Annotated in this window: 14 protein-coding genes; 3 read left to right on the top strand and 11 right to left on the bottom strand. The window is 67.6% G+C overall.

The genetic code is table 11. The features are described 5' to 3' along the window. Positions 1-46: 46 nt before the first annotated feature. The gene (locus HCR68_RS09910) at positions 47-778 is read right to left on the bottom strand and encodes a TetR/AcrR family transcriptional regulator (protein WP_167149052.1); all 732 of its coding nucleotides are present in this window, start codon (positions 776-778) and stop codon (positions 47-49) included. Positions 779-1,717: 939 nt separating this feature from the next. Here HCR68_RS09910 and HCR68_RS13975 point away from each other — a divergent pair. After that, positions 1,718-2,266, top strand: coding sequence for a hypothetical protein (locus HCR68_RS13975; RefSeq protein ID WP_243859045.1), 549 nt, complete (start codon positions 1,718-1,720; stop codon positions 2,264-2,266). A 46-nt stretch (positions 2,267-2,312) separates the two neighbouring features. On the opposite strand, the gene HCR68_RS09900 is transcribed toward HCR68_RS13975, so the two are convergent. Further along, entirely contained in the window at positions 2,313-2,699 is a 387-nt protein-coding gene (locus tag HCR68_RS09900; RefSeq protein WP_167149050.1) for a VOC family protein, read from the bottom strand. A 39-nt stretch (positions 2,700-2,738) separates the two neighbouring features. After that, positions 2,739-4,178 carry an NAD(P)/FAD-dependent oxidoreductase gene (locus HCR68_RS09895; RefSeq protein ID WP_167149048.1) on the bottom strand — a complete coding sequence of 480 codons (1,440 nt, stop codon included), beginning with the start codon at positions 4,176-4,178 and terminating at the stop codon, positions 2,739-2,741. Positions 4,179-4,464: 286 nt separating this feature from the next. Between HCR68_RS09895 and HCR68_RS09885 the strand changes: the two genes are divergently transcribed. After that, positions 4,465-4,764 (top strand): helix-turn-helix transcriptional regulator, encoded by a 300-nt coding sequence (locus HCR68_RS09885; RefSeq protein WP_208320577.1) that lies wholly within the window; start codon positions 4,465-4,467, stop codon positions 4,762-4,764. Between the two features lie 189 nt (positions 4,765-4,953). Here the strand turns inward: HCR68_RS09885 and HCR68_RS09880 are convergent, their stop codons facing one another. The 7 genes from HCR68_RS09880 to HCR68_RS09850 form a co-directional block, all read right to left on the bottom strand. After that, complete coding sequence (locus tag HCR68_RS09880) at positions 4,954-5,265, bottom strand: HigA family addiction module antitoxin (RefSeq protein ID WP_167149045.1); 312 nt, start codon at positions 5,263-5,265, stop codon at positions 4,954-4,956. Continuing rightward, positions 5,252-5,533, bottom strand: coding sequence for a type II toxin-antitoxin system RelE/ParE family toxin (locus tag HCR68_RS09875; RefSeq protein ID WP_167149044.1), 282 nt, complete (start codon positions 5,531-5,533; stop codon positions 5,252-5,254). The genes HCR68_RS09880 and HCR68_RS09875 overlap by 14 nt, the downstream gene beginning before the upstream one ends. Positions 5,534-5,617: 84 nt before the next feature. Next, positions 5,618-6,418, bottom strand: coding sequence for a sulfite exporter TauE/SafE family protein (locus HCR68_RS09870; RefSeq protein WP_167149043.1), 801 nt, complete (start codon positions 6,416-6,418; stop codon positions 5,618-5,620). Between the two features lie 12 nt (positions 6,419-6,430). Then, positions 6,431-7,828 carry an anaerobic sulfatase maturase gene (locus HCR68_RS09865; RefSeq protein ID WP_208320576.1) on the bottom strand — a complete coding sequence of 466 codons (1,398 nt, stop codon included), beginning with the start codon at positions 7,826-7,828 and terminating at the stop codon, positions 6,431-6,433. Beyond that, a complete protein-coding gene (locus HCR68_RS09860) occupies positions 7,825-8,991 on the bottom strand; it encodes an ROK family transcriptional regulator (RefSeq protein ID WP_167149041.1) in 1,167 nt (388 codons plus the stop codon). The genes HCR68_RS09865 and HCR68_RS09860 overlap by 4 nt, the downstream gene beginning before the upstream one ends. 188 nt (positions 8,992-9,179) lie before the next feature. Next, a complete protein-coding gene (locus tag HCR68_RS09855) occupies positions 9,180-10,787 on the bottom strand; it encodes a sulfatase-like hydrolase/transferase (protein WP_208320575.1) in 1,608 nt (535 codons plus the stop codon). Positions 10,788-10,831: 44 nt separating this feature from the next. Next, positions 10,832-12,313, bottom strand: coding sequence for a sugar porter family MFS transporter (locus HCR68_RS09850; RefSeq protein WP_167149040.1), 1,482 nt, complete (start codon positions 12,311-12,313; stop codon positions 10,832-10,834). Between the two features lie 260 nt (positions 12,314-12,573). Here HCR68_RS09850 and HCR68_RS09845 point away from each other — a divergent pair, with 260 nt between their 5' ends. Next, positions 12,574-13,200: a hypothetical protein gene (locus HCR68_RS09845; RefSeq protein ID WP_167149038.1), complete on the top strand. Its 627-nt coding sequence runs from the start codon at positions 12,574-12,576 to the stop codon at positions 13,198-13,200. A 195-nt stretch (positions 13,201-13,395) separates the two neighbouring features. On the opposite strand, the gene HCR68_RS09840 is transcribed toward HCR68_RS09845, so the two are convergent. Next, positions 13,396-13,908 (bottom strand): DUF1877 domain-containing protein, encoded by a 513-nt coding sequence (locus HCR68_RS09840; protein ID WP_167149035.1) that lies wholly within the window; start codon positions 13,906-13,908, stop codon positions 13,396-13,398. Between the last annotated feature and the right edge of the window lie 353 nt (positions 13,909-14,261).

Genomic DNA, 14,261 nt, shown 5'->3' with positions numbered 1-14,261 from the left:
GGCGGGTAAGACTGACAGGAGAAGAAGCTGAAGGAGCGCCGTACGGCTAACCCGGCGAGTCCGACGGCGGCCCACCGGCGGCGCCGGCAACACCGGAGGCTGGGCCACTGGGCGGAGCCTGAGCGACGACGTCGGCAATGGCCCGGGTCATGGCCTGGACGGCGTCGGTCAGCCGGCCCTCGGGGCACCGGCCTGGCACGGCGGGGGGCTCAGAGGACTCGGGGGTCTCGGGAGACTCCTGACCGCCCCGTTCCCAGGGGTGCGTGCGCCCGGACCACAGGTCCATGGCGCTGCGCTGGATGGCCATGGCCAGGGCGACGACGGCGCGGACGCGCGGGTCGCCGGGCCCGGTTCCCAGGCGGCGGCAGGCGGCGGAGGCCAAGGAGTCGGCGGTGGCGCGCAGGCGCTCGTGGATGGCGCGCTCGACCTCGGGGTTGTCACGCACGATCTCCGGGAAGGCCAGAAGCCAGCCGCGCTCGGACTCGACGACCTCGGTGCCGGAGGCCAGCAGGGCACCCAGGTCCTCCAGGAGGGTACCGGTGCCGTTGATGAAGGCCTCGACGGCCTGGGGCTCGGGAGCCTCAGGACCGATGACGAGCAGGTCGGCCTTGGAGGAGAAGTGGTTGAAGACGGTGCGCCGGGAGACACCCGCCAGGGAGGCGACGTCGTCGACCGTCATGGCGGTGTAACCGCGCTCCCGAGTCAGGGTCAGGGCGGCGGCCCGGATGGCGGCGCGGGTGCGCTGCGCATGGGAGGCGCGAAGGTCGGTTCCGGTCACAGACCCATCTTGCACTCAGTGCAGCATTGCACTCAATGCAGAACTGCGCGAGGTTCCTCACGGCAACCGTGCCCAAGCCTCCACCTCGACCAGCAAACCCTCTCCGGTCGCTAACGTTGCACTTCCCGCACCCCTATGACACCTTAGAGACTAAGGTGTCATAGAGAGAGCGTGGGTGACACGTTAAGGAGAACATGGTGGGCACATGGATCAGCCGTCACTGGGACAACCCGCACAGCAGCGGATTGAGGCGTCGAGACCGCAGGTCCGGCGAGTACCGGGCCTACGTGCCGGAACCACTCAGCGGGTCCAGCCTGGCATTAAGCCCGGGCACTGAGGCGCTGGCCGCTCAGGCCGAGGCTCGGGTGCGCGCAGTCAATACATCACCCGCCATGGCTGCGGTATCGAGATTCCTCCTGCGCAGCGAGGCAATCGCTTCATCGCAGATCGAGGGAATCGCGCCGTCAGCTCACAAGGTTGCTCTGGCGGAGCTGGGCCAGCGGGAAGAGGTCAGGGGGCTGAGCGCGCAGGCACGTGCCGTCGCCAACAACGTGACTCTCGTGCGCGCGGCAGTCGAGGATCTGAGCGATGCACCGCCGGTAACCACCGGTCGGCTGTTGACACTGCATCGCAGCCTCCTGTCCGACTCGCCGGAGCACCATGGGATCCGCACGGCTCAGAACTGGGTGGGAGGCTCCTCCTACCACCCCCTTGAGGCCGACTTCGTTCCCCCGCCGCCGGAGTTGGTTCCAGACCTGGTTGAGGATCTTGTGCAGTATCTCAATGGAGCCACACACGCCCCCTCTCATTCAGGCGGCGCTCGTCCACGCACAGTTCGAGACGATCCACCCGTTCACGGATGGCAACGGCCGAGTAGGTCGGGCGCTCATCCACACGGTGCTTGCGCGTCGCGGGCTGTTGCCTGCGATGGCATTACCGGTGAGCCTGGTCCTGTCGACACTGAGCGATCAGTACGTCGACGCACTGTCGGCCTACCGGGGGCTCGGAAGCCTTGTAGGCGCCGAGCCGGGAGGCTATGACACCTGGATCTCCTTCTTCCTCGAAGCCGCCGTACAGGCATGCGATCAGGCCGAGCAGATCTCATCCGAGCTCGACGACGTTCGATCCGACTGGGCAGATGCGCTTGAGTCATGGGCGAGGCAGGAGAACGCGGGCCGCCGTCCGCGCGCTGACTCGGCTGCGGCTCGGATTCTTGATGGGCTGCCTGCCACCCCGATCCTCACGATTACCACGGTGTCACAGGTCTACGGCGTATCGCGCACGGCGGCGACGCGAGGCCTGGAGACGCTCAGAGCGGCCGGCATCCTCACGACGGAGTCGATCGGTACGGGGGTGCGGGCCTACACGGCCCACGCGGTGCTGGACACCATCACCTGGGCGGAGCGTCGGCTGGCGAGCACACGCTTCGACACCCGGATCTCCCCGCCGGTACGAGCCGTTCCCTCTCGGCCTCAATCATCCCGGTAGCTCGAAGCGGTTCAGCCTATAGGCTCTTACCGGGCTCGAGCACGCCTCAACGGGGCTGGTAGACGGAGAGCTCGACGAGGTTCTGGTCGGGGTCGCGCACGTAGATGCTGCGGATGGGGCCGCGAGCACCCGTCCGGTCGACGGGACCGAGCTCGACAGGAATCGCCTCGGAGACGAGATGCGCGAGGATCTCCTCGATGGCGCCGTCGACGACGAGGCACAGGTCCGCGCTTCCGGGGGCGGGCCGCGCGGCATGCGGGGCGATCGGGTCGTCCGCGGCGTGGAGGTTGATCTTCTGGTCCCCGAGCCGCAGTGCCGTGCGCCCCTGGCCGAAGGTCACCACCTCCATACCCAGGGCCCGCGAGTAGAAGTCGATGCTCGCCTCGATGGAGCGGACGGTCAGGACGACGTGGTCGATACCGGTGATTCGCACGCACCGATTGTCCCTCAGTCATGCCCTGAGGCCTTGACGTCACCCCTTACCGGGACGGTGGAGGACCTCGCTGGGGAGGGACTCGATGAGCCGTAGCCAGATCTCGCTCGCGGTGGGGAAGGCGGGCACGGCGTGGCGCAGCCGGCGGACCGGAACGTCGGCGGTGATGGCGATGGTGGCGGCGTGGATGAGCTCGCCCGCGCCCGGGCCGACGAAGGTTGCCCCCAGGATGGTGCCGGTCTGCCGGTCGACGACCAGCTTGGCCTCGCCGTGGGCGTCATCGCGCAGGAGCGCCGCACCGGCGGCCGAGGTGTAACCGACCTGGGCGGTGACGACGTCGTGTCCGGCGTCGCGGGCCTGCTGCTCAGTCAGACCACTGGCGGCGACCTGGGGGTCGGTGAAGACGACCTGCGGGACGGGGACGTCCTCGACCGCGGGCTCGGGCTCGCGGCCGGCTGCGAGGGCGGCGATGGACTCCCCCACGACGCGCGCCCGGTACTTACCCGTGTGGGTCAGCTGCGCCTCCCCGCCGGCGTCGCCGACGGCGTAGAGCCAGTCGGGCAGGCGACCGGCCAGGACGTCGTCGGGTTCGAGGCCGACGGTCTCCAGGCCGATGCCGTCCAGGAGGGGGCGGCGGCCGGTGGCGATGAGGATCTCGTCGGCCTCGATGCTTCGGCCGGCGCAGCTGATCGTCACCGGGCCGCCGTGGATACGACCGAGCCCGGCCTCGCGCGCCTGCACCCGTTCGGCGCCGGTCACCTGGGCATCGGTGATGGCGGTGACGCCGTGGGCCGCCAGCGCCTCCTCGATGATCTGTGAGGCGAAGGGCTCGGCGGCCGACAGGAGACGGGGGCCGCGTACCAGCATGGTGACGTCGCTGCCCAGGGCGGACATCCAGGTGGCGGCCTCGCAGGCGACGACCCCGCCGCCGATGATGATGAGCCGCTGCGGGATCTCCTGCACGCCGGTGGCGTCGCGCGAGTCCCAGGCCTCGAGGCCCCGGAGGAGCGCGGGCACGACGGGCTGCGCTCCGGTAGCCAGCACGACGGCGCGCCGGGCCTGAAGCACGCACTCACCCTCCGGGGTCTGGACGGCGACCCGCCGCGGGCCGGCCAGGCGCGCCCATCCGCGGACGACGTCGATGCCGGAGCTCTCGGCCCAGCGCACTTGGCCGGCGTCGTCGTACCGGGAGACCCACTCGTCTCGGCGCGCGAGCAGATCCGGTGCGGTCAGCTCGGCGGGGCGCAGTCCGCCGAGGTGCGTGGAGGCCGCCGCGACCTCGATGGGCAGGAGGAGGGCCTTGCTGGGGATGCAGGCGTAGTAGGAGCACTCGCCGCCCAGGAGCTCCCCCTCGACGAGGACCGCGGTCAGGTCGGTGCCCTCGGTGGCGTACTGGGCGACGTTCTCCCCCGCCGGTCCGCCGCCGATGACGACGACGTCGTAGGTGCTGGTCCGCTCGGATGCCGACTCACTGCTCATGCCACCGATGCTGCCAGACAACAGGTAGACGTACCGAGCGCACTCCGCTCTTAGACCCTACAGGTGCTACGATGTCGGCGTGTGGAGTGTTGACATCGAGCTGGTTGCAGCGTGGCTGGCTTCACTGGACAGCAACTCACAGGCGCAGGTGGTCGCGGCCATCGAGTTGCTGGAAGAACAAGGACCTCGCCTTGGCCGCCCGCTGGTACAAGCAAAACATCCCCATAGCCGATGACTTGTTCGACGAGCACTTGCACACACTGAGAGGAGAGTAGCCACAATGCCCATGACGATCACAGAGTTCTTAGACTCCCACCCGGTGAGCCGAGACCAGATCGAGGCCCACAAAGAGCGCATGCGCACCGAGATCCGCGCATACCGCTTACGCGAGCTGCGCGAGCAGGCCGGACTCACTCAAGCACAGTTAGCGGATCGCATCGGAGTCGGTCAGCGGCAGGTCTCAAAGATCGAACGCGGCGACCTTGACGACTCGAAGATCGGCACTATCCGCAGATACCTGGAGGCGGTTGGTGGGAATTTGGCGATTGAGTATGTGACAGGCGATCAGCGAGTTCAAGTGGCTTAGCAAACACACGGATCTAGTAGCGGCAAACGCGTCTTATCCTCCATTCACAGCGCCTTCAGGAGGTCGTAGGCGGTCACGGCGCACACGCCCAGGAGCAGGACGCCGAAGACGGTCGTCAGCATCACCACCGATGCTGCCACGCCTTTTCGACAGATAGGCCGATCCACACAGGTTGCGACATGTCGACGCTCAGGCCACACGCAAGGGAGTGATGGCATCAATCTGCATTGAAAGGCGATCCTCCGCAACGTCGAGGTCATACTGAGTCTGCAGGTTCAACCAGAACTGCGCAGACACCCCGAAGTACTTGCCAAGCCGCAACGCCGTATCAGCAGTCACCGCGCGCTTACCATGCACGATCTCATTGATACGTCTCGGCGGCACATCAATAGCGACGGCCAGCTTATTCTGGGTAATGCCGAACCCCTTGATGAAGTCCTCCATGAGAACCTCCCCCGGATGAATAGGAGCCAGCTTGTTGCTCTGGTCAGTGATAGTCAACGATCTCGACCTCCTCCGCCCCGGCGTTCGTCCACATGAAACAGATCCGCCACTGGTCATTGATTCTGATGCTGTACTGGCCGGCTCGATCTCCCTTCAGCATCTCGAGCCGATTTCCCGGCGGCACCCGCAACTCGTCAACCGAGTGCACAGATGCGATTTGACGCAACTTGCTCAAGGCAGTCCGTTGTATCCGAGAGTCGATCGACGGGACTCGCTCCCTGTGCCAGAGCCGTTCAGTGTCCTTGCTGCCGAACGTCCTGACCACACACTCAGTGTATAACGTATCGCGTCATATAGGACAGACTCGTCTCGGTAACCGGCCTGCGCAGCACGACGACACGCAGCGCCTTCAGGCGGTCAGGAGGTCGTAGGCGGTCACGGCGCACACGCCCAGGAGCAGGACGCCGAAGACGGTCGTCAGCGTCGCCGCCGAGGCACGCCTCGTCAGCGGCCCGCCAAGGAGGCCTCCCGCCATCGAGGCCGCGGCGAAGACCAGGACCACGGGCCAGTCCACGTTCGAGTGCGTCCCCACCCGCGCCGCCAGGCCGGCCGCGGAGGCGATGATCATGACCAGCAGCGAGGTTCCGGAGGCCTCCTTCATCGGGAAGCCCAGGGCCAGCACGAGCATCGGCACGACGATGAACCCGCCGCCGACCCCGAAGAAGCCGGTGAGGAACCCGGTGAAGGTCGCGGCGCCCGCGATGACCAGCAGACCGCGCCGGGCCGCCGCCCCTCCCCCTCCATCGCAGCCGTCGCCACTACCGCCGTCGGGGCCGCTGCGTGAGCGCAGCCCGCGCACGAGCATGATCACGCCCACCACCGCCAGCATCGCGCTGAACAGGGTCAGCAGGACGGTGCCGTTCACGGCCACGGAGGCCCGGGATCCCACGAGGGCCCCGAGCACGCTCATGAGCCCGAAGGTCAGCCCGTCGCGCCAGTGCACCCGACCGGCCCGGGCCGGGGCGATGAGGGAGACGATCGCGGTCAGCCCCACCACCACGAGGGAGCCGGCGGAGGCGTCGTGCGGGTCCTGTCCCAGCAGGTAGACCAGGGCGGGCACCGACAGGATGCCGCCGCCCGCCCCCAGGGCGCCGACGACGACCCCGACCAGCACCCCGACGGCCAGGGCAGTGAGCACAGAGGCGAGCACGGACACGTTCCTCTACTCCTCCTCGGGCCGCAGGGAGCGCCTGGTGCCCGGGTCCATGATCTCGGCCGGCGCGCGCCCCGCCCCCAGGAGCCGGACCATGGCGAGCAGGTCGGGCGTGATGTGGGAGTAGAAGGCACCGTACCCGGCGCACAGGTAGTTGTGGCCCTCCTGGCCGTCGACCGAGCGGGTGAAGCGGTCCTTGGGGCACCCTCCCCAGCACAGCTGCACCACGGGGCAGCGTCGGCACTGGTCGGTCAGCTGGGCGCTCTTCTTGGTGGCGAAGCGCCGCATCGTGGGGGTGCCGGCCAGGTCGGCGAAGGGCTCGTCGGTGACGTTGCCGAGCCTCCATTCGGGCTCGACCCAGTGGTCGCAGGCGTAGACGTCCCCGTTGAACTCCATGGCCATGTTGTTGCCGCACTCGGGGGCGTGGACGCAGGTGGGGTGGATGCCGAACATCGCCGACAGCGCCGAGTCGAAGTCCTGGACGAACACGCGGCCGACGTCGGCGGCCACCCACTCGTCGAAGATCTCCGAGAGGAACCGGCCGTAGGCCCGGGGGTCGACGCTGCGGGAGGTCACCGAGCTGCCGGCCTGCCGGTAGAGGAGGCGGGCGCCGGTGTCGGTGCGCCAGCCGGCCTCGGCGGCGGCCAGCTGCTCGGGCTCGACCCGCTCGACGATCGGGATGAACTGCAGGTGGGTGGCGCCCAGCTCGTCGCGGAAATAGCGGTAGACCTCGGCGCCGTGGTCCTGGTTGGCGGCGTGGACGGTGCACAGGATGTTGCGGCGCACGCCGGCGGCCACGAGGTGCCTCCAGCCGCGCAGCACCATGGAGTGGGTGCCGCGCCCGCCGCGGTTGAGCCGGTAGGAGTCGTGCATGGCCGGCGGCCCGTCCATGGACACGCCCACGAGGACGTCGTTGTCCGCCAGGAAGGACGCCCACTCCTCATCGATGAGGGTGCCGTTGGTCTGCAGGGCGTGGACCACCCTCTGGCTGGGGCGCCGGTAGGTCTCGCACAGCTCGATGAGCCGGCGGAAGAACGGCAGCCCGCGCAGGGTCGGCTCGCCGCCCTGCCAGAGCATGGTGACCTCGCCGTCGGCGCTGGCGGCCAGGTACTCGGCGACGTAGCGCTCCAGGGTCTCCTCGCTCATGAGCTGACGGGGGATGTTGTAGAGCAGCTCCTTGGACAGGAAGAAGCAGTACTGGCAGTCCAGGTTGCAGGCGGCGCCGGTCGGCTTGGCGACGACGGACAGGGGCAGGCGGCGTCGGTTCAGTGGCCCCGCTGCGGGTCCCGCCCCGGGCAGGGCCGTCGCGTCCAGGTGCGGGGTGGGGGCGAGCCGTGGCCCCGACGACGCGGCCTCGTCACGCCCAGCCGGGCGGACCGTGGGCATCGGGAGGGCCACGGTGCTCATCCGAAGCTCCTCTGGCGGCGCTTGGCCTCCTCCAGGCAGGCCGTCACGTAGGAGTCGGCGGCCCCGGCGGCGCCGCGGGCCGGGCCGAGCCCGTCGAGGCCGGCGGCGACGACCTCCACGGACCATCCGGTCCCCGGAACGAGCCGGTCGGCGATGTCGGTGGCGATCTGGGGGACGATCTCGGGGCATGCGGCCACGAGCTCGCCGCCGACGACGATGCGTCCGGGGCTCATGAGCAGCACCGCCGTCGCGCAGGCCTGGGCGACGGCCCGGCTGGCCTCGGTCAGGGCGCAGCGCGCGGCGGGGGCGCCGTCGTCGAGCATCCGGCGCAGCCCGGCCAGGTCCGTGGCCCCGGCGGTCTGGACGACGGCGGGGGCCGAGGCCAGGGTCTCCAGGCACCCGGTCCTGCCGCACTGGCAGGGGCGCGTCCCGCCGGGGACGGTGGCATGCCCGAGCTCACCGGCGTACCCGGTGCTGCCGCCGCCGATGCGGTCGGCGACGATGACGCAGGCGCCCTCCCCTCCCCCGAGGTGGACGTAGATCTGCTCGGGCGCCCCCTGCCCCGCGCCCCACCGGGCCTCGGCCAGGGCGGTCATGCGGATCGTGTTGTCCACGAGCAGCGAGCCGCTCCAGTAGGGGGAGACGATCTGCTCCACGGAGCTGAACAGGTCCTCGCCCAGGGCGGTTCCCGGGCCGGTCCCCCGCCCCACGGGGACGGGCAGGCCGACGCCGATGCGCGAGACGTAGGACATGTCCACGCCGTCGTCGTCGGCCCTGTCCTTGAGGTCCCGGCACAGCCGGCCCAGCGGCTCCTGCCAGCCGGTGAAGGACAACGGGGTCAGGACCGAGGCGAGGACCTCGCCCTTGCGGTCCAGGACGATGCCGCCGGCAGCGGTGCGGGAGATGTGCAGGCCGACGGCGCAGGCGATGCGCTCGGCCAGGCCCAGCTGCTCGACGGGCCGGCCCCGCCCCTCCTCGTGGGAGCGGTGGGCGACGACGCGCACGGCCCCGTCCCGGCGCAGCTCTGTCAGGGCGCGCCCCAGCACGGTGCGCGAGACGTCCAGGCGGGTGCACAGCTCGCTGCGCGTGGCCGGGCCGGAGGCCAGGGCCTGGACGATCCTCTCCTCCAGGCTCGAGGGGGCCAGGGTGGCCAGGTAGTCCATGTCGCATCCTCCTCGTGTCGGTCAGGTCGTACTGGGCGTGGTGGTCGGGATGGTCAAGATGATCGAGTGCCGCTCGGGCGGCAGCGGCGGTTCCACCGTTCCCGGCGGGCCCGGTGCAGGGAGGTGGGCCCGCCGGGGATCGGCGTCGAAGGTGCCGCAAGGCGGCTGAGGGCGGCCGTGACCGGCCTTCAGTCGCTGAGCACCTTGTCCAGGTCGCTTCGCGCGGTGTTGACCAGCGGGATGTCGAAGTCCGTCATCGCCGCCATCCACTTGGCGAAGGAGTGGTCTCCGCGCTCGCGGAGCTGTCGGTAGAGCTCGGTGGCCAGCTCGCGGCGGATCTGGTCGTAGACGGGCACCGTGTAGACGTTGTTCATCTCGGCGGGGTCCACGCGCAGGTCGTAGAGCTCGTTGATGGACTCGTGGTTGACCACGAGCTTGAAGTCCCGGGTGCGCAGCATGCGCTGCTGGAGGGGGAAGTGGTGGCCGTGGAACTCGCAGACGATGTTCTCGCGCCAGCCGGGCACCTCCTGGCCCCGGGTGAGGTCGACGATCGAGCGGCCGTCCTCCACCAGGGAGGGGTCGAGTCCCGCGATGTCCAGGACGGTGGCCGGAAGGTCGATGAGCGAGGTGAAGGCGTCCGAGCGCCCCACCGTGGACACGCCCGGGATGTGGGCGATGAAGGGGACGTTGTAGATGTCGTCGTACATGGCCGGGCCCTTGTCGTTCATCCGGTGGGATCCGGTGAACTCGCCGTGGTCGGCGCAGAAGAAGACGGCGGTGTCGTCCAGGACGCCGAGCTCGCGGGCCACGTCCATGATGCGGCCGATCTCGAAGTCGATCATGGCCACGTAGCCCCAGTAGACGGCGATGAGCTTCTTCCACTGCTCATTGGTGAACGACGACGTCGACCAGTAGGTGGCGTAGTTCTGCTGGATCGGGGGCTTGCCGATGAGGGAGTCCCCGAAGTTCTCCGGCAGGGTGACGGTCTCGGGGTCGATGAGGTCGAACCACTCGTCGGGCAGGAAGTAGGGCAGGTGGGGCCCGAAGAAGTGCACGTCGAGGCTGAAGGGCTTGGAGTCCTTCCTCCAGTCGGCGGCGTACTCGCGCAGCTTCTCGATGGCGCGGTCGGCCAGGAAGCGCTCGAAGGTGGCCTCCTCGGGCTGGTCGAGGCGGGCGGCGATGATGTGCCCGTCGCGGTTGCCGGGAAGCTTGCCGCGCCACAGGTCGTGGGCCTTGACCGGGGGGAGATTGTTCCTCTCCAGCCAGGCCACGTACTTCTCGTTGCCCACGGGGTTCTCGGCGCCCCAGTAGGAGTCGTCGTCCATGCCGAACTGGTCGGGCAGGTTGGGGCCGCAGTGGTACTTGCCGACGATGCCGACGTTGTAGCCGTGGTCGCGCAGGGCCTGGGTGTAGGTCCAGGTGCCCAGCGGGATGGCGGTCTGGTAGGCGATGTTCCACTCCGGGTTGGCCAGGACCTGGTGCTTGCGCGGCAGCTTGCCGGTCAGCAGGGAGGCGCGCGCCGGGGTGCAGATGGCCGTGGGCGTGTAGCAGTTGGTGAAGGCGAATCCGTTCTCGCCCATGGCGTCGATGACCGGGGTCCGGGCGTGGGGGTTGCCCAGGCAGCCGATGGTGTCGGTGCGGTGCTGGTCGGTCATGATGACCAGGACGTTGCGGACGTTGTCGGGGATGTCCCGGGCCGGGCGAGCCGGCTGGGCGCCCTCGACCGGCCCTGCGGGCTCGGCGGACTCGGCGGGCTGAGCGGGTTGAGCTGCCTGAGGGCTCGACGTCGTCGTCATGAGAGTTCCTTTCTGTCTTCGTGGTCCTTGGGTGACCGGGCGGGTCACTTGGAGACGACCTTGTCGACGTCCTCGAGCTGGGTGCCGGTGGTCTCGTGGAGGTAGCGGGCGGTGAAGATGACGGCCAGGACGCCGAAGGCGCAGTAGATCCAGTACGTGCCGGCCGGCGACCAGACGATGAGGTAGGGGAAGAACAGGACGACGAGGAAGTTGACCAGGAAGTCGGCCCCCGAGGCCAGGGACATGGCGCCGCCGCGGATCTGGTTGGGGAACATCTCGCCCATGACGATGGAGAAGATGGGGCCCCAGGAGGAGGTGAAGCCGAGGATGAAGGTGCACAGGGCCGCGACGGCCACGAAGCCGAGGGTCGGGTTGGCGGCGATGTCGGGCTTGCCGTCCACGATCGGGGCGATGGTGAAGACGGTGGCGACGACGGCCAGGGACAGGAAGATGAGGGTCCCTCCGTAGATGAGCATGCGCTTGCGGCCGATCCTGTCCACCAGGAGGATGCCGCTGACGACGCCGACGACCTTGAAGGCGGTGATGATGAGGGTCTGCTGGAGGGCCATGTCCTCGGTGAAGCCGACGGCGCCGAAGAGGGTGTTGGAGTAGAAGAAGACGCCGTTGATGCCGGTGAGCTGCTGGAAGGCGGCGATGGCCATGCCGACCAGGACCAGGCCGCGCCACTGGGAGGCCCAGATCTGGCCGACGCTCATCTTGACGGCGCCGTCGGCGCCCATGGAGTCGGCGATGGCCTGGACGCGGGCGGCGGGGTCGGGGTCGGCCGTGACCTTGACGAGGATCTTCTCTGCCTCCTCGCGGCGGCCCACCGAGACCAGGTAGCGGGGCGACTCGGGGATGAAGGTGGTGAAGATGATGTAGAAGGCGGCCGGGATGATGAGGCAGGCGAACATCCACTGCCAGGCCTGCAGGCCCAGGGCCAGCTCCTTGCCGGCGCCGCCGGCGGCGCGGGTGACGGCCACGTTGATGAGGCCGGCGAAGAACAGGCCCAGGATGATGGACAGCTGGCGGAAGCCGATGAGGCGGCCGCGGATGTCGGCCGGGGCGATCTCGGCGACGTAGCCGGGGGCCACGGTGGTGGCGGCGCCGAAGCCGATGCCGCCGATGACGCGGCACAGGAGCAGGAAGGGGTAGCCGTAGGAGCCGAGCATGGGGCTGAAGACACCGCAGATCGCCTCGAAGGCGAGGAAGGGGCCGACCCACATGAGGGTGGTCTTGCGGCCGATCTTGTCCGAGATACGGCCGGCCAGGACGGCGCCGATGAGACCGCCGATGATGCCGGCGCTGCCGGCGACGCCCTTGGCGAGCTCACCGAGGTGGAACTCGCTGCCGACGGCCTTGATGGCGCCGTTGAGGACCATGCCCTCGAAGCCGTAGAAGAACGGGCCGAGGGTGGCGATGAGAGCCAGGACCGTGGCGTAGCGTCGGGCTGCGGCGCGCGCCTGCGGGCTGGGCTGCTTGCCCGGGGAGGAGACCTTGCTGCCCGGGGAGGCTGTGGTGGTCATGGGGTTGTGCACCTTCTTCGTTGACACGTGCCACGGCCGACGTCATCGTTGACATCTGATGTCCAGTGGCGGGAAGACTATAGGCAGGTGCGACTTTCGTCCGTCGGAACGGACATTAGACAGCCTGGATCGTAATCTAGATCACTTTTTGGTGGGCGCCGGGGCACCGCCCGCCCGGGGTGGCAGCATCGGTTCCGACGTCGGAGCACAGAGGAGAAGCCGGACGGATGCTGTCACCACGAGAGCGCAGAGAGGACCGCGTGGCACAGCTCATCGAGAGGCTGGAGCGCGACGGCACCCTCATCACCCCCTCCTCGAAGACCCGACTCACCTTACTCATCACACTTTTTCTCGCATTCTTTCTGATCAGCCTCGCCATGATCATCACTTCCGCATCAGAAAGCAGCAACCCCGAAGAGGGAGTCACTCTTGCGATCTGCGGCATCGTATGCACAGGATTCTTCGGCCTGACCACATTAGTAGCCTACCGACAGCTCTCCCAGGGGATTCGGCTGGTCCTCACATTCCAGGAACTGAGGATCGAGAACAAGGACGGCGGCATCATCGAGCGAACCGAGTGGCCCGACATCGAGAAGATCGAGAGTCGGACACTTTCGAGTGGCGGCATATACCATCCCGAAGTTCTCGCATATCACCTCACATCCTTCGGCAAGGAGCAGCACGACGAGTTTCTTCACTCGAACCCGATCGCCCGCCAAAGGTACATGATCTTCCCTTCTCGAAAGAGATGGACGATCGCGATTCCGCAGAGACTCTCCGTCCCCCACAAGGAGCTGTTCACCCTGCTCACCGAAACGCACCGGCGTTACCGCCGCAGGAAACGCCGATACCTGTCGAAGCGCAAGAATAAGCGCGGACACGCCTGATACGAGTTCACCGGCAACCTACCTTCCAGCCCACCCAGACTCCACCTCCACCTCAACAGATACATCAATTCGCGTACGTCACCTCAACTCACAACCCGTTAACTGAGCTGGCACGAGTCAAGCAGGCGTCGACACAACCAGCCACCCACAACTGTTGGCAGCAACACCAGTGGCCACTGGCCCACGCGACACTTGTCAGCCAATCATGTAGACCATACCGCGCCCGTCCTCGACAAGTCCCTCAGCAAATCGGCAGGCCTCCTGAAGATATCTGCCGAGGTATGACATGCTCTTTTCAGATCCTCCCCCGTGACTGCGCTTCGATATCGACGCCCCCTCCTCCTGGCACAACAACTTCAGATCCCAGCTGATCCCCCTCATCTCCTCAGGCCTCAGCACTCTGATCCACGGCTCCCACTCCGGCCCGACCATGCGCACCCTCCCTTCAAACATGCGATAAGAAGGGCGACGCTCTCCACCATTATTCTCAGCTCGAGTAAGTTCTTGCAGCCCATCCCAGGCCTTGTCCAGATAGAGCATGTCCCTCTTCGGGACCACTTGCTTCATGGTGGCCGGCCCGGACATCACACCAGCCTCCATTCCCCAGGCGTCGGCAAGAGGATCGCAGGACAGGAACATCGAGGGACACTCGATAGCGTCGTCGATCCTGTCCGCCTCAACTGCATATGCGTAGTATCGGATTCCCATGCGATCATCATGCAAGAATACCGCCATTCAAGCACACCCGACCTTTCCACCTTGTGGATAACATTCTTTATCCACAGTCTGAGATCGCCGGCCTCCCCCGACATCCCGCGGTTAACGCAACAGGTCGACCCCAGAGGGATTCACGTGAGGTGATCTGCCAGATTTCCAGCGGAGCTCACGCAGCCGAATTGATGTCACCAGACCCCCTGCCCCACTCCGGTCCCAACTAGTGTCGCGTGTCGTTAGTTGTTTTGTGGTTGGTGCTTAGGATGATGGGGGTATGGCGAATAGACCTGCTCCTGGACTGGTTGTGCGTGAGGGTGACCTGGAGGTGCTTGAGTCCTGGCTGCGTG

The organism is Actinomyces sp. ZJ308 (assembly GCF_011752065.1).
Classification (GTDB): domain Bacteria; phylum Actinomycetota; class Actinomycetes; order Actinomycetales; family Actinomycetaceae; genus Actinomyces.
The sequence above is the reverse complement of the archived record's forward strand: the minus strand, read 5'-3'. Positions and strand labels throughout refer to the sequence as shown.